We start from the raw sequence: 22248 nt of genomic DNA, 5'->3' as shown, positions 1-22248 counted from the left end.
ATGTTTGAAAATGTTATCTCAATAAAGGACTTTGGAAAGGATGACATAGAGTTCATTCTGAGGGAAGCAGAAAAGATGGAGCCGATTGCCTCTGGCGAAAGGCCCTCCAGCGTTCTTACAGGAAAGATACTTGGGATGATGTTCTATGAACCATCAACAAGGACAAGACTTTCATTTGAAACTGCAATGAAGAGACTTGGTGGCAGTGTGGTTGGATTTGCAGATACAGGCGCTACATCCGCTGCCAAGGGCGAAAGTCTAACTGACACCGCAATGATGCTTGCAGGATACTCCGATGCAATTGTTATAAGGCACAGCCTTGAGGGAGTGGCCCGTTATATATCGGACATCGTGGATGTTCCGGTTATCAATGCAGGTGATGGGGCAGGTCAGCACCCCACCCAGACCCTCCTTGACCTCTACACAATGAAGAGGTTCTTTGGTAAAATAGAATCCCTCAATGTTGCACTTGTGGGTGACCTGAAGTATGGCAGGACAGTGCACTCATTGGCCTATGCACTTGCTGTTTTCGGTGTGAAAATGAGTTTTGTATCGCCCCCCGAGCTTAGAATGCCTGACAGTGTCATACATGACCTTAAAGGTAGTGGTGTTGAGGTTACAGAGACCGAGAGACTGGATGATGTTATAGATGATGTGGATGTCCTCTATGTTACAAGAATACAGAAGGAACGTTTTCCTGACCCTGAGGAGTATTCAAGGATCAGAGGGGCTTATCACATAGATAGAAATATGGTCGCGGGTAGGGACCTCATCGTTATGCACCCACTTCCAAGGATAGATGAGATATCCCCTGAGGTTGATTCGCTTCCACAGGCGATGTACTTCAGGCAGGCGTTCTACGGTGTGCCTGTGAGAATGGCTCTTCTTAAGATGCTGATAAGAGAAAGATCAGACTCCCCAGAGTGAGTCCTCCAGGAGTGAAGTTTCGCACTGGAGGTCTATGATATTGGTGCGTCCCTTTCCCCTTCCCCTGGAGACAGTGTTGGTTGATATGAGTCCAAGCATTTCGAGTTCATTTATGAAGTCAAATATTCTTCTGTATGAAACTGAATCACCCTTTGATATCTCCTTGTAGACCTCATAGAGCCTTCCTGAGGTTATCTCCTCCTTTCTCTTTGTGAGGTAGAGTATCGCCTCAAGGACCCTCTGCTGCTGGCTGGGCAGTGTCAGTATGATGTCTGTGATCTTGTTGTGCTCTATGTAGTCCTTGGCTTCCCTCACAAAGTCCCCCTTAACCATATCAGAATCCCTTTCATCTGCAATTTCACCTGCTGTCCTGAGAAGGTCAAGGGCATACCTTGCGTCGCCCTCCTCCTTGGCTGCAAGTGCTGCGCAGAGGGGTATTACATCGTCATCAAGGGCTCCTTCCTTGAAGGATAACTTTGACCTCTCCTCAAGTATATCAACAAGCTGCTGGGCGCCGTAGGGCGGGAAGACTATCTCCCTGTCCCTCAAACTGCTCCTCACGCGTGGTTTTATGAACTTTTTGAATTCAACATAGTTACTTATGGATAGTATGGAGACGTTATCTGTCCTTGTGAGGGTGTAGAGCAGGCCGTCACCATCGTTCCTCAGGAGTATGTCTATCTCGTCAAGGACAACAAGGAGTATCATGTCCTGGCCAAAGGCATTTTTCTTGAACATGTTCCTGAATGTGTTGACTATCTCAGCCTTTGTCCAGCCACGGTAGGGGACATCACGACCAAGCTGCTGGCAGAGCCTTGCTATGACCTGGTACTCTGTTGTGTAATCTGTGCAGCGGATGTACTCCGTCCTTATGTTAAAATCACAGTCCCTTGAAGCCTCTTTAAGCTGTTTCATGGCGAATTTGGCAACCGCAGTTTTCCCTGTCCCTGTTTTTCCATATATTGTTATGTCCGGTGGTGTTACTCCATTCAGTGCTTCAACCCAGTACTTGGCTATTGAACGTATCTGTTCCTCCCTGTGAGGCAGCCTGTCAGGTAGAAACCTGTGGTCAAGATATTTTTTATCCTTAAAAACAGATTCTTTGTCCCCTATCTCATCAAAAATGTTCATATTACCACTTCAAATAAAGTTTTAGAGAAAACTGCTGCTTGAATTTATTATGAAGTCCTCAAAACTGGAATGATAATCATTTCAGGTTTTTGAGGTTTCCCTTTTAATACTGGCAGTGCCCCTTTAGATCACCCAATAAACAGGGTGATAAGTTTCAAGTGTAAATTTTCTTATTCTAACTCTTAGATAAAAGTTTTTATTAATATTAAGCCTTTTCATAATAATGGCAGTGAGACATGCATTTCAAGTGTAAATTTTCCCTGGCAGTCTGCCTGATGTGAAGGAGGGACATGCATTTCAAGTGTAACAGCTATCTGTCTACTCGGCCATGAATGGGAGACATACATTTCAAGTGTAACAGCTATCTGTCTACTCAGTCATGAATGGGAGACATGCATTTCAAGTGTAATGGTCCTGAGGTGTTGGGATACTGGAAGGGAGACATGCATTTCAAGTATAAACATGTAGGATTCGGCTGCTGCTATGTTTCAAATGTAACTCAAATGTGAATCCAGGGGTCTGACCAGGAACATCCAGTATTTTACAGTTGAAATCAATGTCATCTTTTAATTCTAAAATTTAATATTGTAATAAATATTTCACTTGAAATGCACCTCTCACCCACCTCTCCCTCAGTATTATCCGTAAATTACAGTTGAAATGTACCTCTCACCCATGCCCCATAATGTACTGGAACAGATTTACACTTGAAATAGACGTCCCTCAAACCAGACTCATGACACAAAAAATAATTTACAGTTGAAATCCATCTCTCCCAGATGCTCAGAAGCACTTCATAGATGTTACACTGGAAATGAACCTCACACATACATGCTGTCGTGTTCAGGTTTATCATCGCCGAAACGTTCCTGTATCATCCACATGACATGAAGTTTAGCCCTGAAAACATTTTTTATACTTGAAATCAATCTGTCCTTTGAGAGGCCATCGGAAAATATCTCAGAGGTTACAAGATAACTGTTCAGAACGTTCTCTGGATGATCAAGCTGGAAATCAACTCCAAACCTGTTCAGGGTAAAACGAACCTTCCATATGAATTCAGTCCTTTTCTCCATGCTAAGGGCTCGTATACCTGACTGGTGCTCGGGACTAACACTGGTTGCACAGGCTATAAGAATCATGTCGTTCTTTCCAGCGGGCTGAATGATATCAATGACATGATCCTCTGGATAGTTTATCACATAATGGAACGAGGCGTTTTCGTCAGGGACCTCCATCCTCAGAAAACCCTCCTCTTCAAGCCATTTTTTTATCTTCTTCTCTGGCATGGTATCACACAACTAATTATATCCATCCATGAATATATAACATGGTGAAATTATTACATGATAGATGTTACTGGTATATAATGAATTGCAACAAAAAGAGAAAACATGAATGAAATCCCTGTCCTGTTACTTGCAGTTTCAATTGACATTATATTCGGAGAACCCCCAACCATACTTCACCCTGTTGTACACATGGGCTCAATCATAGCATGGATGAAAGGAATACTCAGTAAAACGCGTCTATCAGGAATAATAATGACTCTAGTGGTTGTCTCGGTATTCACAGCACCAGCACTACTCATAGGGTACCTGAGTGACCCCCTATACACTCTGATAGCTGCAGTGCTCCTCTCAACGGTAATATCCATAAAGATGCTCTTTACATCTGCCCTGGATGTTGGAAAGTCACTGGATAACAGCATTGATGAGGCAAGGGAGAAACTTTCCTATCTTGTGAGTAGAGACACCACCACACTCACAGATGAGCAGATACTTTCAGCAACCATTGAAACACTCACAGAAAACCTCACAGACTCTGTTACAGCGCCGCTTTTTTACTTCATCCTACTCGGACTTCCAGGTGCAATCCTTTACAGGGCCGTTAATACACTTGATGCAATGGTGGGATACCTTGATGACGAAAACAGGAATCTGGGATGGTTCCCTGCCAGACTTGATGACATACTGAACTACATACCATCCAGAGTGACAGGATTTATGATTGTTCTTGCAGCGTTTTTACTGTCCATGAACTGGAAAAATTCGCTGAGAGTACTCCTCAGGGATGCCAGACGCACCCCCAGTCCCAATTCAGGATTTACGATGGCTGCAGCGGCTGGAGCACTATCCGTTCAGCTGGAAAAACCAGGAGTATATGTTCTTGGGGATCTCAGAGATCTACTTTCACTTGAAAAGCTTAAAGACGCCCTGAAACTGAGTTCTCTAACCCTGATCCTGTTCATTATATCTGCAACAGGAATAATGCTGGTGATACCATGAGACTGAGCATACTGACACTCACAGAAAATGGCAGAAAACTTGGTGAGACCCTGAAGACGGCTCTTATGGACGATCCCACCATTCTCTCAGTTGAAACCCTGCACAGGGATATAGATTTCAGAGAGGTGTTTTCCAGAAGCGACATGATAATCGGTATAATGGCTGCGGGTATAATGGTGAGAAAGATCGCCCCGCTTCTTGAAAGCAAATTCTCTGATCCAGGAGTTATTGTTGTTGATGAAATGGGGCAGAATGTCATAAGTCTCCTTTCGGGACATGCAGGAGGTGCAAACGATTTTGCAGTCAAAATTGCAGACATACTCAACGCAAACCCCGTCATAACAACAGCAACTGATGTCAATGGTCTTGTGGGAATTGACAGCTTCGCAGCAAGATACTTCTACGTGATACTTGACAGGCACCTCGTTAAGCACTTCAATTCCTCAATTGTGGATGGTCACACTGTGGAACTGCACTCATCAAGGAACCTGGAGCCCCTCATTGATGGTGAACTGTCCAGAACCTACAGGTACATGAGGGATGGGGATGAGATTGTAAGGGCCCACTGTAACTCTGAGGTCATGAGACTGGCTCCCCTCAAGGTTTCAGTGGGTATAGGGACAAGGAGGGGGGTTGAGTCCAGCCGGGTAACCGGTGCAATTGTGGAGGCACTTGGTCTCTTGAAGCTACCCCCAGAGAGGATCGATGCACTGGCAACAGGTTACATGAAGAAAAATGAAAGGGGGATAATTGATGCAGCAGAGGATATGGGGGTCCCCCTGGAAATCATACCTCTGCAGGAGCTAAAAGCACAGGATACACACTCATTTTCAGATTTTGTCAACGAAAAATTTGGTGTTGGGAGTGTATGTGAAGCCGCAGCCCTTAAAAGCGCAGGAACCGGATCAAAACTCGTTATAAGGAAAACAACATCATCAGGAGTCGCGGTTTCAGTGGCGGTTTCAGGGACACCAAAAACTTTTTAACCCAAATGATATAAACCAGATTGAATATAAACATTATTCTGTATTCTTCAGGAATTCAGCAGGGAGGACCCAACATGAGTAACGAAACATTTGATCGCGTTTCTGAAATTTTAAAGCACATTATGGAAGATAATAGCGTCCCAAGAAACATCAGAAGGGCTGCCGAGGAATCAAAGGAGATCCTCAACAACCCTGATGAGGACAGCACAGTGAGGGCGAGCACGGTCATATCAATTCTGGATGAGATAAGCAACGACCCCAACATCCCGATACATGCAAGGACACTGGTATGGGAAATACTCAGTGAACTTGAATCCATAAGGGAATAAATCTCTGTTTTTTATATCCTATTTTGTCTGGTTTAAACAGTTGCTGGGGAATAAATCTCTGTTTTTTATATCCTATTTTGTCTGGTTTAAACTGTTCCTATGGAACAAATCTCTTCCATAACTATTTAAACAATTAATTTAACTATTTCATGGATTTCAGGACCTCAGAAATGAACCGGGTTTTCGCCAGCTCCTCAATGAACTCTGCAAGGAGGAGAGCCTCCTTAACAGTTTCACCTGCACATACCACACCGTGGTTTTCAAGGACAGCCGCATTTTCATTCACCATCATCTCTGCACAGGCGGATGCAAGTTCCCTGCTTCCAGGGGGATAATATGGTACTACAGGAAGATTTCCCTGTCCGAGCCCCCTGAAACCCTCCATTTTCTCAATTTCAATCCCGGCAACTGAAAATGCCCTGGCATATGGTGAGTGGGTGTGCACCACACCATTGACATCAGACCTCCTCCTGTAGACCTCAAGATGGAGTTCCAGTTCCGAGGATGGTCTTCCGCCCCTGAGAATATTCCCTTCAAGGTCAACCATTGCAACATTCTTAAGTGTCACCTGGTCAAGGGGGACCATTGTGGGTGTTATGAAAACCCTATCATCCACCCTGGCGCTCACATTCCCTCCAATGCCAGATACAAGACCCCTCCTGTAGAGGTGGACCGAAACATCAACAACATCCCTCAATGGATTCAAGTAATCACCTGCCTGGACTAATTGAACTCCAGAAGCTTCATTACCCCTCTGTTGAGCACCGGGACCTGGCCACATGTTGGGACAATGTTGTATATCTTCTGAAACTCCGTCTGCGACTGGAATGTACCTGAATTTATAAGGTGAATACCCTTGTATTTTTTGTATGCGTTTATATGGACATGTCCCGTATGAAGGATATGGGGGACATCATCAATCACAAGGTGGTCCTCTATCTCAGATGCAAGGGGGGTCCTCTCACCGTATATGGGTGCAAGGTGTCTCTTCTCAAGGAGTTCCTCCATTATGAGATCGGACCTTTCATGGGAAAGCCCGTTCACGCTCATGGCCATATCGTCAAAACTTCTGCCATGATATATGAGAGTTTTCACACCGTCAAGACTCACCATGGACGGGTTACTCAAGAATTCAACATTTTTTAGGCTGTAAAGCGGCTTCGCATATTCCTCGGGTATTGCAGGCTGGGGCTCAGCGATCCTTGATGCGTCGTGGTTTCCAGGGATCATCACAATCTTTATGTCATCCCTTATCTCTCCAAAAAGCCTTGCAGCCTCCTCATACTGCTCATGGATATCCCTTATGATGAGTTCTTTTTCCTGTCCGGGGTATATACCGATACCATCAACGATGTCACCTGCAACCACCAGGTACTTAATGTCAGCCGCGATATTCATCTGTTCCTCCGTTCCAAAGTCCCCGTTTATCCATTTAATGAACCTGGTGAATGCATCTTCAAGGAAGGTCTGGCTTCCTATGTGGACATCAGATATGAAGGCAACTGAAAAGTCCATTTCCTTCTCCTGTATTCGTGGGACACCAGGATGGAAGATCTCGGAGGCCACCACAAACCTCCCCTTTTTCGCTCCCTGAACACCTATGACCTCATCCCTCACGAGTTTCTCGGATTTTTCAAACAGTTTATGGTTTTCATTGTGAACCACCACTGTTATTTCCCCTGTTTCATCCTCCAGTTCAAGCATTCTGTGGTTGTTCTTGGTGGTTCGTATGTCATTTATGATCCCTATGATGCTCACAGCGTCGTCCCCGCCACGAAGATCCGCAATGGGCACGTGGCTCTTAAGTTCAGGGCGTCTTTTGAGGAGATCCCTCAGGCAGCTGAATCTGCTGTTGAAGTAGGAGATCATATCACCTATCTCTCCACTGGTGTATGATCTCTTACTGGTGTCTGTGATGACCCTGAAGTCAAATTCCCTCTCCCTTGGAACATTGATTGGACCCCTCGCCTTTATTTCTGCGGGGTTATCTATTTCCTCAGTCACCTCAAAGAGCTCATCAAGCATCTCAGAGGTCAGAAGAGTGAATTTACCCCCACCATTCTTCTTTATCTTAACTATAATCTCTGAGGAGGCTGTTGCAGGGTCATCCATTTCTTTCAGCCTGAAATATGCGTTATCCTCTATTAAAATTCCTTCCCTTGCAAATTTTCCTATTATTTCATTCATTTCAATCATACTGCATGAACTGGTTAGGGGAATTCAGAAATCTTTAAAATGGGTTCACGGTTAAATATTTCATTGAGTTCATATATTCTTTATCGAAATGGTAGTTTACCCTTTGGGTCCATTCACAGAAAAAAGGTGATGCATTGCCAAGGATCATTAAATTATTCCTGTTCCTCATAATATTCCTGGCCTTCTTTGAGGCCGGGCTCATAAGTTCATACACACTTGTAACGTCAAAACCACCGGACGTGGAAAAACTTATTGAAATGCAGATAGACACCGTATCCTCATTTCTGGATTCAGGTAAGAATATAACCTCCACAATCACCGGAGGGCCTGAGGAGATCCGGATAATAAACAATGCAGATGTTGCAGATGCCCTTAAAGCCCGCACGGGCCTTGATGGAATAAACATCCGCTCCCTCAATGCAACAACAACAGAGGACACATCACTTGAGAACATCAATATCAACATCACAGCGACCGGGTACCGTGAAAACCAGACAGGAAGCGGTCAGATAGTTATAAGGCCAACTGAGCAGTTCACTGTAACTGCAGCTGCAAGGGCCGAGACGAGGTCATCAGGGGTATGGGTCGATGTTAGGACCCTCAGGATCATTTCAGTAACCAGGATTTACTGAGCATCAATTGGGAGGGTAAATTCATACAGTTTGGAAATCCGCTGCAGTGGCTTCACATCACTAAGCTCCCGATCCACTGAAGGTGTTTTCATGATAAGGATAATAGGACTTGGACCCACAAGGGATGATATAACAGTTAGGGCCCTCCGGGCTCTTGAAGAATCCGATGTTGTCATAGGATATGCAAGGTACATAAAACAGATAGAGGACCTCCTTGAGGGCAAGGAGATAATAAAAAGCGGAATGGGGTCTGAACTTGAGAGGGTGGAAAAGGCCATTGAGAAACACCTTGAAGGTCTCAACGTCGCACTTGTGAGTTCAGGAGACCCGGGTGTCTATGGGATGGCCAATGTATTCTTTCAGATATTTGATAAGTATTCCGGGGTTGAATTTGAGGTTATACCTGGCGTGACAGCGGTCAACTATGCAGCATCCCACCTGGGGGCACCTCTCCATGACTTTGCGGTTATAAGTCTAAGTGACATCCTCACACCCCTATCAGAGATAAGAAGAAAGATCAGGGCAGCTGCAGGGGCGGGTCTTGTAATAGCCCTCTACAACCCCCTGGGAAAGAGGAGGAAGAAACCCTTCAGGGAGGCACTTGAAATACTAAGATCTGAACTTGAACCAGAAACTCCAGTGGGTGTGGTGAGGACCGAAAATGGAAGTCCACAGGTGAGTATTGTGGCTCTTGGAGACCTAAATGAATCCCTTGTGGACATGTCCACCACCATCATAGTCGGCAACGTTACAACCTACACAAGGGATGGATACATGATCACACCCCGCGGATACGCGGTTGAGGCCCCACTCCATGAACTTGCAAGGAAGTTCTATGAGGAGAATCCTTACGGAAAAGATTCAGGCCCTGATGAGAAGTGTGAATTCTACCCCTGCCACTTTGAGGGTCAGAACTGCGCATTCTGTTACTGCCCATTCTATCCATGCGGTGAAGGGTCCACAGGGGGCTACTGGATAAGGGATAAGGGTGTATGGAGCTGCCAGGACTGCAGATGGATACACACCGATGAGGCTGTTGAGTGCGTCAGGAGGGGCCTCAGGCGGCTTATTTCAGAACCAGATGATCTAACCAATAGGAAGAAGGAACTTCTCAAGCTTCGAAGGGAGTGCCTCATGGCTTCAGGAGGAAACTCCAGTAAATAACTGATTTCACCGCAGCAAGATATTTATTTTAAATCACCCAATATCATTTCACCAGCCCAGGAGGATGAAAGTTGTCCAAAAGTGTTAAGGATATTCTCATCGAAATGAAGAACCTCTCGGAGTTGATGGTGGATCTTGCATACTCTGCCCTCCTGTTTAACAGCAGGGACGCGGCAGAGGAAGTCATAAAACTTGAAAACAAGGTCAACAGGCTTAACTATGAGATAAAAAAGGAGTCACTTCTTGCTGCAAGATCTGTTGAGGACGCCGAAAAACTGACAGCCCTCCTTGAGGTGGGTGAGGCAGCTGAAAGCATAGCGAACTCTGCCAAGGATATCGCTGACCTGGTGCTGAAGGGCATCAAACCCCACCCTGTCTTCAAGATGGTCATGGAGGAGTCCGATGAGATAATAGTCAGGGTGACAATTGATGAGGGATCAGAGCTGGCAGGAAAATCACTGGGGGACCTTTTACTTGCAACCAGAACAGGTATGAGGATTATAGCCATCAGAAGAGGAGAATCTTGGATTTATGGACCCGATAGAAACACGGTACTTGCAGAGAACGATACTCTTATTGCCAAGGGAAACGAAGCAGGTTCAGAACTCTTATTCGCACTTGCAAAGGGTGAGATGACCCTTGAGGATATTGGGTGCAGCATAGAATAGTCCCAGAGATGATGTAAATGTTAGCAGGTGAGGTCAATGAGGATAACAGGAAGATTACTGAGGACGACTCGGCTCATACTACAGTCCCTGCTAACATTTACCGTGAATTTATCCATAATGGCCTCAAGGGGATGGGTCAGGGCTTTTAACCTATTCAAGAGTTTTGGAAGCTTTTTCAGGGGTTCTAAAAGGGTTATAGGGGAAAGCTTCGTCGCACTCTTCATATGTGCCCTGGGGGACCTTGTGGCAGGTATATTTCTGGGTAAGATGTCTCCCCTCCTTGAGTCATATCCAGGCCTACTTGTACTGATACCCGGTGCCATAGGGATGAGGGGTAATATCTTCGGGGCCCTGGGTTCACGCCTCGGTTCAGGTCTGCATATAGGTACCCTTTCACCGGAACTTCGAAAATCAGATGTCCTTACAGAGAACATTGAGGCGACCATAATACTGACCGTGGTCATGTCAATTTTCCTTGGATTCATGGCCTGGATATTCTGTCAGATCTTCGGATTTCGAAGTATGGGAATAATGGATTTCATTGTTATCTCTGTTGCCGGCGGAATAATATCAGGTGCCGTTCTTCTCCCGGCAACCGTCCTCATATCCCTCAAGAGCTATGAGAATGGCTGGGACCCTGATAACGTCACAACACCCCTCATAGCAGCTTCAGGCGATCTTTTCACGCTCCCATCAATATTCGCGGCACTGGCCATCCTTGAGGCTGTAAGGAACGGTATTTTTGAATGGGTGCTCTTTTTCCTATTTATTCTGATGGGTGTTCTGGGCCTTGCAATGGGAATTAAGGGCAGATATAACCTCAGGAGGATCATAAGACAGAGCGTGCCCGTACTTCTGGTCTGCTCGGCCTTGGGAACCACTGCGGGTATAGTCCTAAACAGCAAACTATCGTTTATACTTGACAACCCTGCAATCCTTGCACTGGTACCGCTGTTTTCAGGTGAAAGTGGAGACCTTGTGAGCATACTCGGAGCAAGGCTTTCCTCCGGGCTCCACTCAGGTATAGTCCCCGCAACCCTCAGACCCCATGGGGAGGCCCTCAGAAACTTTGGAATAATATCAGTACTTTCACTGATCATATATCCAACAATCGGGCTTCTGGCCCATGTTGTGAGTGTTTCCCTTGGTATAGGGTCCCTTGGACTTGAGAGGATGGTTCTTATAAGTTCACTTGCAGGGTACCTCCTGACCCCATTCCTTCTACTGGTGGGCTTTTATCTGAGCTCAGCATCCTACAGACTTGAACTGGACCCTGACAACATAGTTATTCCACTATCGACCAGCATGACCGACCCGGTGGCAAACACGTGCCTTGTAATAGCCATAATAGCAGTTATAGGGCTCTGAATCACCATTAAGGCCTCAGAACCTGTAATAGCTGCTGGAATGGGTTCTGGGTCAGTATGGGGATATTAGGATCTGGAGGGAGCATGGCTGGACCTCAAAGTAATCAGGTTTCAGCGGGCAATCCATTACAGAGCGGGGAAGCCCGGCAATTATTACACCCCTTCCACATCCATGTAAATGGATCCATACCACGCCCTGACCTGTTAAATTCAGTTTTAAACTTCCTGAACGGATTTTTATCTCTTCATGGCTTCTGTTGCAGTCTGTATCAACGATGAATGATCCGCTGCAGCCCTCTGATATGAGGTAGTAATCCAGTGAGTCATTAACGCGGAAATTCATGCAGGTCCAGTTTTCACCATGACCCGAGGGACACAGGCATTCCTCCTGCCTGATAACATAATCAGACAGGAAGTTGCAGTTGACGGTTCTTCTAAATACATATATTTCATTCCCCTTCAACTCATCCCCAATGATTATGGGGCTTATTCTGTTGTTGAGGGGACGCAGTACGATTCTCACATTAAATCCCCTGAATGCCCTTTCAAGTAATTCTGGTCTTGAGCGAATTTTCATGATTTTTTCATAGGATATGACCCCTCTTTTTCCTGGGACGGCAAGTCCAGGATACTTGCAGGTGCCTACAGGAAGCTTTTCCCAGTTAACAGGATCTCCAGGTGTATTTATGAGAATATCCGTTGCTGTGGCACCTTTATCCCTTATGTATGTTTCTCTGAATCTTTCATTCATTCGGGCCTCCTGTACGTCCATCATTTCTGCAGATATGCCCACTATAATGGCCACGATTATGAGGGAGAGCAGAAAATCTGTTGAGAATATCACTGTATAACACCGTACTTTTTTCTGTGGGCCCCGTCAAGGTATATGATGAATCCTGATCCGTTGTGGGGTTCTCCAGTGTATGCTGTCGTGAATAGAACATGGTCAACAGATACCGGGGCCTCCTCAAAATTTCCTGAGGGTATTATGAAGGTTTCAAGACCCAGGTGCGGACAGGAGGTTTTTCCCTCCAGTCTACAGAGGTAGCAGGACCCATCATGACTCTCATGATAGTATCCATTTAGGAGGCAGGCGTAAAGGACTCCGCTGGATCCATGGATGGTGTAGGGTTCATAGGGACACCTTCTTATCAGGAAAGGACCGGAAGCCCCATCATAGGCTTCCCTGTTCCCTGAAGAAAGGTATTCCATGAGGCTCCTGCCATACTCTATTGACGTTTCATTGTGCTGCAACCTTCCCAGAACCCTGAAGGGCAGGGGATCAGGCAGATCCTCAACAGGTACCCTTACCGAAATGTTCTCAGTGTGGTGGATTTTTCCTGCCCTAATATCAACAGTGGAGTTAACCTCAATACAGAAAGGGTCGTCGGTTGCCCCCTCAACTGAATTCACCCTGCAGCTTAGATTCATGTTTCTGTGGACAGCGCATAACCTGTCAATACGCCCCTGCACCCCTGCTCTTACACGGGCCCTGGCATCCAGGTCTGGAGGAAGCGTACCGTTTATGGCCTCCTGTGCAGTTTCATTTAGTACTTCCCTTGTTACCACCGGGATACTGTCCCTGATATCCCACAGGGCCCCTGTCATACTCTCAGATAGGGACCTATCAGCACTTCTTTCCACTGATGAATCATCGATGCTGAGTATCATCAGAGCGAGTATCATGGCCGGCACCATGAGAAGAAGACTGAAACCTGCCATCACATAACCTCCATCATCCATCGTATCACCCAATTAAAATTAAGTATTACCAACATAAAAATATTACTGAAATGATATTAAGTTAATATTAAACGTTCTGGAGCTTCAATGACGATCTAAACCATTAGAAATAGAAAAAAAGGCCAGATTATCCCATGGATCAACTCAGGGGGTAATAAGAATCTTTATTACTCCCTTGGAAGCACAAGGGATTTAAATATCCTCTGACCATATGATTTAATTATAATGAATCAAGATAGATAATGAAAACTGATTACATTTATGGAGGTCACATCATGACAGAAACCGTTAGGACATGGCGCCATATACCCCAGCGCTACAATCTTACAGGTTCAAAATGTCTCCAGTGCGGGAACGTTTTCTTCCCAAGCAGAATAATATGCCCTGAATGCAGGCGTAAAGGTAAGCTTGAGGACCTAAAGTTCAGCGGGAGGGGAAAGATACACAGTTACTCCGTGATAAACACCCCAACCGATGAGTTCAAGGATATAGCACCCTACGTGGTGGCCATAGTTGAACTGGAGGAAGGTGCTAAGATAACAAGTCAGATTGTTGACTGCGACCCTGATTCAATAGAGATAGGCGACGAGGTCGAAATGGTATTCCGCAAGGTGAGAGAAGAGGGTGAAGATGGAGTGATATCATATGGATTCAAATTCAGGCCAAAAAACTAAGATAGGTGTTCTTCTTGTGGGGCATGGAAGCCGCCTGCCCTACGGTGAGGAGGTCATAAATGGCATAGCAGATATCTACAGGAAGGAGGTTGACCATCCTGTTGCAGTGGGATTCATGAACATCTCCAGGCCATCAATACCAGAGGCAATAAATGAACTCGCAGCGATGGGCGTTGAAAAGATCATTGTTACCCCGGTATTCCTGGCCCACGGAGTCCACACCAAACACGACATACCACACATTCTGGGTCTTGATAATGGCACTGAACATCACCATCACCATGAACATGAGCACGAGGAATTTGAATTCGACGGTGAGATAGTCTACACCGAGCCCCTCGGGGCGGATCCACGAATTGCTGAGATAATCCGGGACAGGGTTAAATCAGCCATTTAAGGGTAAACACCCAATTTATTTTTGATAAAATGCCCCCTGATAGAATATCATCCCTTGGCGAGAAGAAACTCATCTCAAGGATAATATCAAGATCAGCCTCATTTTTCAGACCCTCAGAGCTTCTCGGTCTTGGAGATGATGCCGCACTTCTTGATATGGGGGAGGAATACCTTGCACTGACCTCAGACCTTCTAATTGAAAGCAGGCACTTCCCCCCTACAATGAGCCATCACAATATGGGATGGAAAACGGTTACAGTGAACATGAGTGACCTGGCTGCAATGGGGGCTGCACCGGAGGGTTTCATACTCTCCATGGCCCTCCCTGACCTTGACCTGGAATCCTTCGACTCCCTCATAAGCGGGGTCCTGGAGGCCTGCAGTTACTACGGCGCACCCCTCATTGGGGGGGATACCAATGAGGGGGATGAGATAATAATGGCGGGCACAGCCATTGGGAGGATCAGGAAGGACCTTGTGATGATGAAGTCCGGTGCCAGGCCAGGGGACCTCATTGCAGTTACTGGGCCCCTTGGACTTGGAGCTGCGGGCACAGAGCTTCTTCTATCGGGAACAGACACTGCCGGATTTGAGGCCGCGGTTGAAAAATCCCTGAAACCCATTGCAAGGGTTGAAGAGGCATCCAGAATGGCGAAGTCTGGGCTTGTGTCTTCGGCCACGGACATAACCGATGGCCTCATAAGTGAACTTGGTGAGCTGAGGGATGCCAGCGGTGTGGGAATGAGGATCCACGAGGTGAAGTTACCTGTACCTCCCCAGGTATCAGAGTCGGCATCCCTCCTTGGAGTGGATCCACTGGAACTTGCCCTGTACTATGGGGAGGATTTTGAACTTGTTTTCACTGCACCACCTGATGCAATGGATGAACTCTCCAGAATAATGGAAGTGCATATCATAGGTGAGGTCATAGAGTCACCCTCCATTGAAATGGTTGATAAGCATGGAGATACATATAAACTTCATGTGAGGGGCTATGAACATCTGCGCCCCTGACTGCAGTGGGGGGGATACCATGAGGAAGGAATCCATACTCTATGAGAAGGCCGATGATAGGTTGAGGTGCCTGGTATGCAGTAGAAAGTGCTTGATACCTGAAGGGGGAAGGGGGTACTGTCTCACGCGTGAAAATAGCGACGGTAAGATCTATTCTCTCACCTATGGGGAGGTATCCTCAGAGTCGGTTGACCCTATAGAGAAGAAGCCCCTCTTCCACTTTTATCCTGGCAGCCTTGTCTACTCCCTTGGTGGTGTTGGATGTAACTTCAGGTGCAGGTACTGCCAGAACTGGAGCATATCACAGGCACGCATAGATGGCTTCCCAACCAAGTACATCTCACCGGAGGAGGCGGTTGAAAATGCCCTCAGAAGTAACTGCACCTCCATAGCATGGACCTACAATGAGCCCACCATGTGGCTTGAGTACACCCTGGACTCTGCAGAACGTGCAAGGGCAGAGGGTCTCAAAACGGTTTATGTTACAAATGGCTACATGAGTGAGGAGGCCCTCAACCTGCTTGGACCCCTACTGAACGCTGCAAACGTTGACCTCAAGGGAATGTCTGGGCGATTCTATCGTGAGCTATGTGATGCAAGGCTGGAACCCGTACTCGAGAACATCATAAGGATGCATGAGATGGGTATCCATATAGAGGTCACCAACCTCCTCATACCCGGTTACAATGACTCCGATGATGATATAGTGGCCCTTGTGAACTTCATGGTATCTGAGGTCGGGGTTGAGGTTCCACTCCACTTCACCAGGTTCTTTCCACATTACAGGATGCAGAATGTGCCCCCAACCGGGGTTGAGAGACTGATGAGGGCCAGGGAGCTTGCCCTTGAGGCGGGGATGAAGTATGTGTACGTGGGGAACCTTCCAGGGACCGATGCTGAGAACACCTACTGTCCGTTGTGCGGGGAGCTACTTATAAAAAGGGATGGCTACCTCACAAGAACAGTGGGGATCAGGGATGGTAAGTGCAGTGCCTGCAGAGCCGATGTAGACGTTGTAATAGATTAGTTAACTGAGTCTCAAGGTATTGGAGAATAGAAGTGCTATTTTATTTCTGTAACTGTGTTTTGGCTGAGACTTGTGTCCATAAAATAGGAAGAAAATGAAGTACTATCCAAAAAATAAATTCTTATGGTGCCCTGTCACTCGGACCTGCTGACCCTCTGGAATTTTTCTGCGCCAGCTAGGGGCACCGTTGCATCAACACCAACCTTGGTTGTTGTACCATCGGGAAGTGCTGCAGGGTCCAGGGATGAGCCCCTTGCCCCCGGGACTATCAATATGTCATCGTCGCCCTTCACCCTTGTTGCAACAGCATATTCGATTTCCTCAGGGTCAAAAACGTCTATATCGTCGTCCACGACCACCACATGTTTGAGGGATGGATGGGCTGCAAGGGCCGCCATTATCACATTCTTGCCGTCCCCCTGACTCTGCTTTTTAATTGAGATGGCTGCATGGAGCCAGCAGCACCCCCCCTCGGTTAGAACAACATTTCTGACCGTGGGCACCGTATTCTTGACTGCCCTGTATATCCTTGGCTCCTGGGGCAGCCCCTGAAGCAGCCTGTGTTCAAATCCTGCCGGCAGAATCGCATGGTACATGGCATCTTCCTTTACATGCATTTTATCAAGGGCTATGACAGGTTCCTCCCTTACAACGTCATAGGTGTCTGTGAGGTCAACAAAGGGGCCCTCACTTTCCCTTTCACCGCAGAGTATCCTGCCCTCAAGTATTATCTCTGCAGGGGGGACCTCAAGGTCAACTCCACTGCACCTCACAAGTTCCAGTTTTCCGTCGTGGAAGGTGTTTGCAACCTCCATTTCATCGGCATCTATCGGTATGGATGTGGTTGTCGCAAGGAGGGTGGCGGGGTCCATACCTATGGCCACTGCTATCTCAAGGTCCTCACCCATCTCCTCGGCACGCTGATGGTAGGTGTAAAGGTGCCTTGGAACTATACGGACCGCCATTCTATTACCAGATATTACCATCATTCTGTGGATGGAGGCGTTCCTGATTCCGGTTTCAGGGTCCCTGGCAAATATGACCCCTGCTGTTATGTAGGGGCCTCCATCCCTCTGGTAGTGGGTTAGAACAGGGAGCCTTGAGAGGTCGGCATCCTCAGAACTGTAACCCTCAAGGCCCCTCACAGTTCTGATGGGTGTCGGGTTTTCCATTGCATGGACAATGCGCTGGGTTATCTCATTGACCTGGCAGTTCAGGGAGAGGGCGATCTTTTCCCTGGTATTGCAGAGGCCGGATATGACAGGGATATCTGATTCCCGTATATTCCTCAGTATCACAACATCCCTTGGATGCCTCCTCAGTATACCTGCAGCCTCAAATCGTGTCGAAACCTCATCCTCAATTATCACGGGTTCTTCGCCGAGCCTATCAAGGAACTCTCTCATTGAATCACCATCAGAACTTGACTGAACGGCTTTTTATCCTCTTTATCCTGGACTCAATTTTACCGTCATATATTCCAAGCATTTCAGCCGCCAGTATTGCCGCGTTACCACCGTTACCAATTCCAACGGTTCCAACAGGGACACCTGGCGGCATGTTAACCATTGAAAGGAGGGAATCCCAGCCGTTCATTTTGAGGGGGCACGGAACACCGATCACAGGCCTGTCACTGAGGGCGACCACGGCACCTGTAACATGGGCAGAGAGTCCGCTTATCGCTATGAAGAGCTTAACATTCTCCATCCGCTCAAGGTACCTCTCGAACCTGTCGGGGTACCTTATGGGTGATATGACGTTGAGGTCATAGCTTATACCCATCCTCTCAAGGAACATTGTTGTCTTTTTGGCGATTTTCATGTCCGAGTAGCTGCCAGGGATCACAGATACCATTGGGGCGTCTTCTTCACCAGATTTTTCCTTATCCTGCACCTCTGGCAGCTCAACATCGAGGGGGGCGTAGTATGATCCCTCTATGCTGTTGAGTACCTGGCACTCATCCCTTCGGACCTTCTCATAGAAACCCCTTCTGAGTTCAGAGACCCGGTCCCTCACCTCCGGGTCACCTATCCCTATTATCTGTGCAGCCAGTATTGCGGCGTTTTCTCCCCTGTCAACACCAACCGTTGCAACCGGGGCAGGGAAGGGCATCTGTGAGCATGCGAAAAGGGCGTCAAGTCCTCCGAGTTTAACATCAACCGGGACACCTATCACCGGCCGGTGGGTGTTAGCCGATATCATGCCTGGAAGGTGGGCTGAGAGTCCTGCTATGCCTATGAAGACCTCAACACCCTCCTTTATGGACTCAGAGACTATAGCCTTCACCTTTTCATGGGTCCTGTGGGCTGAGGCAACCCTGAGGTCATAGGGTATCCTGAGTTCTTCAAGGATCTCCATGGCCTTTTCAGCTATTCTGAAGTCTGATGCACTTCCAAGGAGTATCATCACTCTGGGCTTCATTTAGAGATTCACCTTTACATTTATGGATAGATATTTATTCCAATTCATATTTAATAGAATCTCCCGACGCGTCTTAATAGCTTAATATTTAAGGGTTTTCAACCAATAGAACTTCATAGGTAGGAGAAGGTGTAGGGATGTCATGGCTTATTCTGATTCTGGTCTTCCTTTTATGTGCCCTCAGGACAGTGAGGGAAGATGACCAGACAGTTTCAGTGGTTATACCAGCGTTCAATGAGGAAAAGACCGTCTCACTGGTTGTAGAGGCGGCTAAAGGTTCTAAACTAGTTAGTGAGGTCATAGTGGTGGATGATGGGTCCACAGATAACACCGCCGGCGTGGCAGAGGCTGCAGGTGCAAGGGTCATAAGGCATGCCAGCAACCGCGGCAAGGGTGCTGCCCTGAGGACGGGATTCAAGCATTCTAGTGGGGACATAGTGGTTTTTGTTGACGCTGACCTTGAGAATATGACAACAGAGAAAATTGAGAGGATGATAAGGCCCATCCTGAGGGGGAGGGCGGACCTAACAAAAACACGCTTCAGGAGAAAGGCTGGGAGGGTCACTGAGTTAACTGCAAAGCCACTTCTGAATTTCTTCTTCCCTGAGATAAAATTTGAACAGCCACTAAGCGGACAGTTTGCGGCAAGGAGATCTGTACTTGAAAAGATGAAATTTGAGGAGGATTATGGGGTCGATGTCGGTATAGTGCTTGATGCGGATGTCCTTGGCCTTACGGTTAAGGAGGTGGATATAGGGACAATACACCATGACATGGCAAGCCTGAGGGACCTTAACCTGGTGGCCAACGAGGTTGTAAGGACCATAGTTGACAGGGCAGTTGAGTACGGTAGAATAACCATGATGGACACCATGGGAAAGTCCATAAGAATGTGCATACTGGGCCTCTCACTTGCAACCCTTGGGATATTCAGCATATTCTTTATAAGGACAATACCGGCAACAGCAGGGATCATAATTGCGGTTTCAGGATCCATAGTTGCTTTTTATTACTTTATAAGCTTAATAAGAAGATCCATATACGTTTTCAGGCGCTCCCGGGGCAAGCTTCAGACGGCTAGATCATTCATATACATGCACTTTCCAATCCTGGTTTCTGGTCTTATTCTTCTTGCAATGATCTCGACACTGCTGGGCGCCGTCAAGGTGGACGATGGTAAAATATCAATTGAACCAACATCAGGTAACCTGATAATATGGAAGAAGAGCAATGAAAACAGAACATTCGATGTCAGGGGACCATACAGGGTTGATAGTGCACTTGAAAATGAGAATAACTCCATAAGAATTCCCGAGGAGGCGATAAATACCCTTGGACTTGGTTATGGTGACATGGTATTTCTGGATGGTGAGGCCTATACCCTCAACAGGACCCGTGACGGTGAAGGTAACATAATGAGGATCCCAACCAGTGCAAGGGAGGCCCTCGGGGTTAACGTGGGGGACGTGATTCAGGATGGAAATCTTCGAAAGATATTCAGCAACATCTATGCAATTAGGAATATATCCAGCTCAAACATGACGGTATATAACGGTATCATAATTCAGTACGACGAGTCCCCGGCCTCAAATATCCTGGTTTACGTTGACAATCGGCTGGTTGCAGAGGCGAGTGGTGTCATGAAGAATGGTTCATACACTGTATCCGTTAATGGGGAGTTTATAAGAAATATAAGGTTCAGGGGAGAGGATTCCAGCTACAGAATTTATCATGGAAGCCATATAATAAAAATTGATATCAGAAAAGGGGGTTCATCTGACATGAGGTTTGCATCTGCATATGAGGGGAAATTCCTCAACATATGGTTCTCAGGTCAGTAGTATACCCTTGCAGCTTCTTCTGGATCATCATAGAGACCGATGGCTGCAAGGGCCCCTATCTTACCCTGAGAACCTGTTACCTCAATGAGATCTATTCCAAGGGACTCTGCAACTTCCTCCGCATCCTCAACTTCCATGAAACTCTTTTTAGCCATCATTGAATACTCTTTAAGCTCTTCTGGAACCTTTATTCCCCTGAAAACTGCAAGTGACGTTTTATCGGAAAGGGTGTTCTCTTCAAGAAAACCTGCAGCAAGATTGACCAGTTCATTGCTCTTACCGGGCTGCACCGCGAAGGCAAGGGCAACCGAAACACAGTTCTGTGTTTTGCGGGGGTTGTGCGGGTAGAGCTGAACCGTCACATGGTCAATGTACTCAAATCCCCTCCTGGAAATCTCCATACCCATATTGTTGGCAAGGGTCCAGGTCGCACCGCTTTCAGGGGTGTCTGTGTCATCTATACCCAGGACAACCTTCTCGAGGCGGGGTGTTATCACGGCTGCCCTCCCGGGCTTTGAACCCCCTCCCACATCATAGAGTTCGATTCTCTTAACGCCCTCTGCCATGCCCCGGCACATGGCAGCACCGACCCCGGCACCTGCAAGGCCGGCATGCACAACACGGACCTCATCACCCTCAACAGCCACCTCCTCTATTCCGGCGGCATTGAGACTCGCCCTGAGTTCTATTGGGGCCTTACCGGTATGTGCAAGGTAGGTGTGCCGGTTACCATCCCTCCGGGCCCTCTCTATCAGCTTGCTTGACCTGCTGTACTGGTATATCATCCACTCTGACCCTGAGATGCAGGGGTGGTATTCCAGGATCTCAACGAGGTCCCCGTCCACCATGGTGAGGACCTTGGTGTAGGGTGATATCCAGGGGTCCCTGAACCTTTCCTTCAGGTCTGATGGTCTGAGTATCTCCATGGGGGTTCTCCAGAAATATCAAATTTCGTTGAGTCTTCTGTACATCTTAACGGCTGCCTCAACGGCCCTCTTTGCATAGTCAACACGCTGGTGGGCTTCCAGCCTTGTCATACCGGGGCCGGATATTCCAAGGGCCACGGGCTTATCGTATTCAAGTGAAAGGTCCGCTATTTTACGTGAGGCGTGCTGGACCACTATCTGGTCATGGTCCGTTGCCCCCTCAATAACAGCCCCCAGTGTGATAACAGCGTCGATTTCATCATCCAGGAGAAGCTTCTTAACCGCGAGCGGCATATCGAACACCCCTGGAACAGCTATAACCCTTGTTATTTCAGATTCAAGAAATTTAGCATGTTCTTTTGCAAGTTCAAGCATCATATGTGTTATGTCATAGTTGAATTCGGCTACCACAGCCCCTATTCTGACATTTACCATTCAATACCTCCTTTAGAGCACAAGTGCGCCTGCAATGGTACTTAAGACCATTATGATTACTATGAGCAGTGCTATTATCTGTG

23 protein-coding genes are annotated in these 22248 nt (G+C 47.0%); 13 read left to right on the top strand and 10 right to left on the bottom strand.

Annotated elements, in window-relative coordinates:
* Positions 1-927 carry an aspartate carbamoyltransferase gene (pyrB, locus tag AB9H23_RS07580; RefSeq protein ID WP_321211310.1) on the top strand — a complete coding sequence of 309 codons (927 nt, stop codon included), beginning with the start codon at positions 1-3 and terminating at the stop codon, positions 925-927.
* Here pyrB and cdc6-1 read toward each other — a convergent pair.
* Positions 910-2058 (bottom strand): ORC1-type DNA replication protein Cdc6-1, encoded by a 1149-nt coding sequence (gene cdc6-1, locus AB9H23_RS07575; RefSeq protein ID WP_321211309.1) that lies wholly within the window; start codon positions 2056-2058, stop codon positions 910-912. The two genes, pyrB and cdc6-1, sit on opposite strands and share 18 nt — an antisense overlap.
* An 821-nt stretch (positions 2059-2879) precedes the next feature.
* Positions 2880-3347, bottom strand: coding sequence for a DUF2299 domain-containing protein (locus AB9H23_RS07570; protein WP_321211308.1), 468 nt, complete (start codon positions 3345-3347; stop codon positions 2880-2882).
* 105 nt (positions 3348-3452) lie between these two features.
* On the opposite strand from AB9H23_RS07570, the gene AB9H23_RS07565 reads away from it, so the two are divergent.
* The 3 genes from AB9H23_RS07565 to AB9H23_RS07555 all read left to right on the top strand — a co-directional run bounded on the left by AB9H23_RS07565 (position 3453) and on the right by AB9H23_RS07555 (position 5661).
* Complete coding sequence (locus AB9H23_RS07565) at positions 3453-4346, top strand: cobalamin biosynthesis protein (RefSeq protein WP_370004650.1); 894 nt, start codon at positions 3453-3455, stop codon at positions 4344-4346.
* Complete coding sequence (locus AB9H23_RS07560; RefSeq protein ID WP_370004649.1) at positions 4343-5332, top strand: cobalt-precorrin 5A hydrolase; 990 nt, start codon at positions 4343-4345, stop codon at positions 5330-5332. Before AB9H23_RS07565 ends, AB9H23_RS07560 begins: the two co-directional genes overlap by 4 nt.
* Positions 5333-5406: 74 nt before the next feature.
* Positions 5407-5661, top strand: a complete 255-nt coding sequence (locus tag AB9H23_RS07555; RefSeq protein ID WP_013296572.1) for a UPF0147 family protein — start codon at positions 5407-5409, stop codon at positions 5659-5661.
* Positions 5662-5803: 142 nt separating this feature from the next.
* Here AB9H23_RS07555 and AB9H23_RS07550 read toward each other — a convergent pair whose 3' ends face one another.
* Together AB9H23_RS07550 and AB9H23_RS07545 are read right to left on the bottom strand one after the other, a co-directional pair.
* Positions 5804-6367, bottom strand: a complete 564-nt coding sequence (locus tag AB9H23_RS07550; RefSeq protein WP_370004648.1) for a class II aldolase/adducin family protein — start codon at positions 6365-6367, stop codon at positions 5804-5806.
* Positions 6368-6384: 17 nt separating this feature from the next.
* On the bottom strand, positions 6385-7848 hold the full coding sequence (locus AB9H23_RS07545) for a DNA-directed DNA polymerase II small subunit (protein WP_321212180.1): 1464 nt from the start codon (positions 7846-7848) through the stop codon (positions 6385-6387).
* Positions 7849-7991: 143 nt separating this feature from the next.
* Here AB9H23_RS07545 and AB9H23_RS07540 point away from each other — a divergent pair, with 143 nt between their 5' ends.
* From AB9H23_RS07540 to AB9H23_RS07525, 4 genes are all read left to right on the top strand, one after another.
* Complete coding sequence (locus tag AB9H23_RS07540) at positions 7992-8489, top strand: hypothetical protein (RefSeq protein WP_013296569.1); 498 nt, start codon at positions 7992-7994, stop codon at positions 8487-8489.
* A gap of 90 nt (positions 8490-8579) precedes the next feature.
* The gene (gene cobJ / locus AB9H23_RS07535; RefSeq protein WP_321211303.1) at positions 8580-9653 is read left to right on the top strand and encodes a precorrin-3B C(17)-methyltransferase; all 1074 of its coding nucleotides are present in this window, start codon (positions 8580-8582) and stop codon (positions 9651-9653) included.
* A gap of 104 nt (positions 9654-9757) precedes the next feature.
* Positions 9758-10321: a potassium channel family protein gene (locus AB9H23_RS07530; protein WP_171770417.1), complete on the top strand. Its 564-nt coding sequence runs from the start codon at positions 9758-9760 to the stop codon at positions 10319-10321.
* A 36-nt stretch (positions 10322-10357) separates the two neighbouring features.
* On the top strand, positions 10358-11689 hold the full coding sequence (locus AB9H23_RS07525) for a magnesium transporter (protein ID WP_321211302.1): 1332 nt from the start codon (positions 10358-10360) through the stop codon (positions 11687-11689).
* Between the two features lie 51 nt (positions 11690-11740).
* Here AB9H23_RS07525 and AB9H23_RS07520 read toward each other — a convergent pair whose 3' ends face one another.
* Positions 11741-12532, bottom strand: coding sequence for a hypothetical protein (locus tag AB9H23_RS07520; RefSeq protein ID WP_321211301.1), 792 nt, complete (start codon positions 12530-12532; stop codon positions 11741-11743).
* The gene (locus AB9H23_RS07515; protein WP_321211300.1) at positions 12529-13431 is read right to left on the bottom strand and encodes a hypothetical protein; all 903 of its coding nucleotides are present in this window, start codon (positions 13429-13431) and stop codon (positions 12529-12531) included. The genes AB9H23_RS07520 and AB9H23_RS07515 overlap by 4 nt, the downstream gene beginning before the upstream one ends.
* Before the next feature lie 275 nt (positions 13432-13706).
* Here AB9H23_RS07515 and AB9H23_RS07510 point away from each other — a divergent pair, with 275 nt between their 5' ends.
* From AB9H23_RS07510 to amrS, 4 genes are read left to right on the top strand one after another with little or no spacing between them, the layout of a single operon-like run.
* Complete coding sequence (locus AB9H23_RS07510; RefSeq protein ID WP_013296562.1) at positions 13707-14105, top strand: Zn-ribbon domain-containing OB-fold protein; 399 nt, start codon at positions 13707-13709, stop codon at positions 14103-14105.
* On the top strand, positions 14077-14502 hold the full coding sequence (gene cfbA / locus AB9H23_RS07505; protein ID WP_013296561.1) for a sirohydrochlorin nickelochelatase: 426 nt from the start codon (positions 14077-14079) through the stop codon (positions 14500-14502). The genes AB9H23_RS07510 and cfbA overlap by 29 nt, the downstream gene beginning before the upstream one ends.
* 29 nt (positions 14503-14531) lie before the next feature.
* Entirely contained in the window at positions 14532-15515 is a 984-nt protein-coding gene (gene thiL, locus AB9H23_RS07500; protein ID WP_321211299.1) for a thiamine-phosphate kinase, read from the top strand.
* Between the two features lie 19 nt (positions 15516-15534).
* On the top strand, positions 15535-16542 hold the full coding sequence (gene amrS / locus AB9H23_RS07495) for an AmmeMemoRadiSam system radical SAM enzyme (RefSeq protein ID WP_321211298.1): 1008 nt from the start codon (positions 15535-15537) through the stop codon (positions 16540-16542).
* Between the two features lie 134 nt (positions 16543-16676).
* Here the strand turns inward: amrS and AB9H23_RS07490 are convergent, their stop codons facing one another.
* Together AB9H23_RS07490 and purE are read right to left on the bottom strand one after the other, a co-directional pair.
* Positions 16677-17948: a UbiD family decarboxylase gene (locus AB9H23_RS07490; protein WP_321211297.1), complete on the bottom strand. Its 1272-nt coding sequence runs from the start codon at positions 17946-17948 to the stop codon at positions 16677-16679.
* Positions 17949-17958: 10 nt separating this feature from the next.
* Complete coding sequence (purE, locus tag AB9H23_RS07485; protein WP_321211296.1) at positions 17959-18963, bottom strand: 5-(carboxyamino)imidazole ribonucleotide mutase; 1005 nt, start codon at positions 18961-18963, stop codon at positions 17959-17961.
* A 137-nt stretch (positions 18964-19100) separates the two neighbouring features.
* Here purE and AB9H23_RS07480 point away from each other — a divergent pair, with 137 nt between their 5' ends.
* Complete coding sequence (locus AB9H23_RS07480) at positions 19101-20804, top strand: glycosyltransferase (protein WP_321211295.1); 1704 nt, start codon at positions 19101-19103, stop codon at positions 20802-20804.
* Here AB9H23_RS07480 and mmp11 read toward each other — a convergent pair.
* Both mmp11 and ribH read right to left on the bottom strand, forming a co-directional pair.
* On the bottom strand, positions 20798-21730 hold the full coding sequence (gene mmp11, locus AB9H23_RS07475) for a methanogenesis marker protein 11 (RefSeq protein ID WP_321211294.1): 933 nt from the start codon (positions 21728-21730) through the stop codon (positions 20798-20800). The genes AB9H23_RS07480 and mmp11 overlap by 7 nt on opposite strands.
* An 18-nt stretch (positions 21731-21748) precedes the next feature.
* Complete coding sequence (gene ribH, locus AB9H23_RS07470) at positions 21749-22165, bottom strand: 6,7-dimethyl-8-ribityllumazine synthase (protein WP_237779131.1); 417 nt, start codon at positions 22163-22165, stop codon at positions 21749-21751.
* Positions 22166-22248 lie beyond the last annotated feature (83 nt).

It is taken from the genome of Methanothermobacter sp. KEPCO 2, assembly GCF_041228365.1.
Taxonomy (GTDB): domain Archaea; phylum Methanobacteriota; class Methanobacteria; order Methanobacteriales; family Methanothermobacteraceae; genus Methanothermobacter; species Methanothermobacter marburgensis.
Note: the sequence above shows the minus strand (reverse complement) of the source record. Positions and strands in the feature narration are given on the sequence as shown.

Bases quoted from the DNA above. Each gene is read 5' to 3' on its own strand.
- pyrB (WP_321211310.1), top strand. From the start codon at position 1: ATGTTTGAAAATGTTATCTCAATAAAGGACTTTGGAAAGGATGACATA.
- cdc6-1 (WP_321211309.1), bottom strand. From the start codon at position 2,058: ATGAACATTTTTGATGAGATAGGGGACAAAGAATCTGTTTTTAAGGAT.
- AB9H23_RS07570 (WP_321211308.1), bottom strand. From the start codon at position 3,347: ATGCCAGAGAAGAAGATAAAAAAATGGCTTGAAGAGGAGGGTTTTCTG.
- AB9H23_RS07565 (WP_370004650.1), top strand. From the start codon at position 3,453: ATGAATGAAATCCCTGTCCTGTTACTTGCAGTTTCAATTGACATTATA.
- AB9H23_RS07560 (WP_370004649.1), top strand. From the start codon at position 4,343: ATGAGACTGAGCATACTGACACTCACAGAAAATGGCAGAAAACTTGGT.
- AB9H23_RS07555 (WP_013296572.1), top strand. From the start codon at position 5,407: ATGAGTAACGAAACATTTGATCGCGTTTCTGAAATTTTAAAGCACATT.
- AB9H23_RS07545 (WP_321212180.1), bottom strand. From the start codon at position 7,848: ATGAATGAAATAATAGGAAAATTTGCAAGGGAAGGAATTTTAATAGAG.
- cobJ (WP_321211303.1), top strand. From the start codon at position 8,580: ATGATAAGGATAATAGGACTTGGACCCACAAGGGATGATATAACAGTT.
- AB9H23_RS07530 (WP_171770417.1), top strand. From the start codon at position 9,758: ATGAAGAACCTCTCGGAGTTGATGGTGGATCTTGCATACTCTGCCCTC.
- AB9H23_RS07525 (WP_321211302.1), top strand. From the start codon at position 10,358: ATGAGGATAACAGGAAGATTACTGAGGACGACTCGGCTCATACTACAG.
- AB9H23_RS07515 (WP_321211300.1), bottom strand. From the start codon at position 13,431: ATGGATGATGGAGGTTATGTGATGGCAGGTTTCAGTCTTCTTCTCATG.
- AB9H23_RS07510 (WP_013296562.1), top strand. From the start codon at position 13,707: ATGACAGAAACCGTTAGGACATGGCGCCATATACCCCAGCGCTACAAT.
- cfbA (WP_013296561.1), top strand. From the start codon at position 14,077: ATGGATTCAAATTCAGGCCAAAAAACTAAGATAGGTGTTCTTCTTGTG.
- thiL (WP_321211299.1), top strand. From the start codon at position 14,532: ATGCCCCCTGATAGAATATCATCCCTTGGCGAGAAGAAACTCATCTCA.
- amrS (WP_321211298.1), top strand. From the start codon at position 15,535: ATGAGGAAGGAATCCATACTCTATGAGAAGGCCGATGATAGGTTGAGG.
- AB9H23_RS07490 (WP_321211297.1), bottom strand. From the start codon at position 17,948: ATGAGAGAGTTCCTTGATAGGCTCGGCGAAGAACCCGTGATAATTGAG.
- purE (WP_321211296.1), bottom strand. From the start codon at position 18,963: ATGAAGCCCAGAGTGATGATACTCCTTGGAAGTGCATCAGACTTCAGA.
- AB9H23_RS07480 (WP_321211295.1), top strand. From the start codon at position 19,101: ATGTCATGGCTTATTCTGATTCTGGTCTTCCTTTTATGTGCCCTCAGG.
- mmp11 (WP_321211294.1), bottom strand. From the start codon at position 21,730: ATGGAGATACTCAGACCATCAGACCTGAAGGAAAGGTTCAGGGACCCC.
- ribH (WP_237779131.1), bottom strand. From the start codon at position 22,165: ATGGTAAATGTCAGAATAGGGGCTGTGGTAGCCGAATTCAACTATGAC.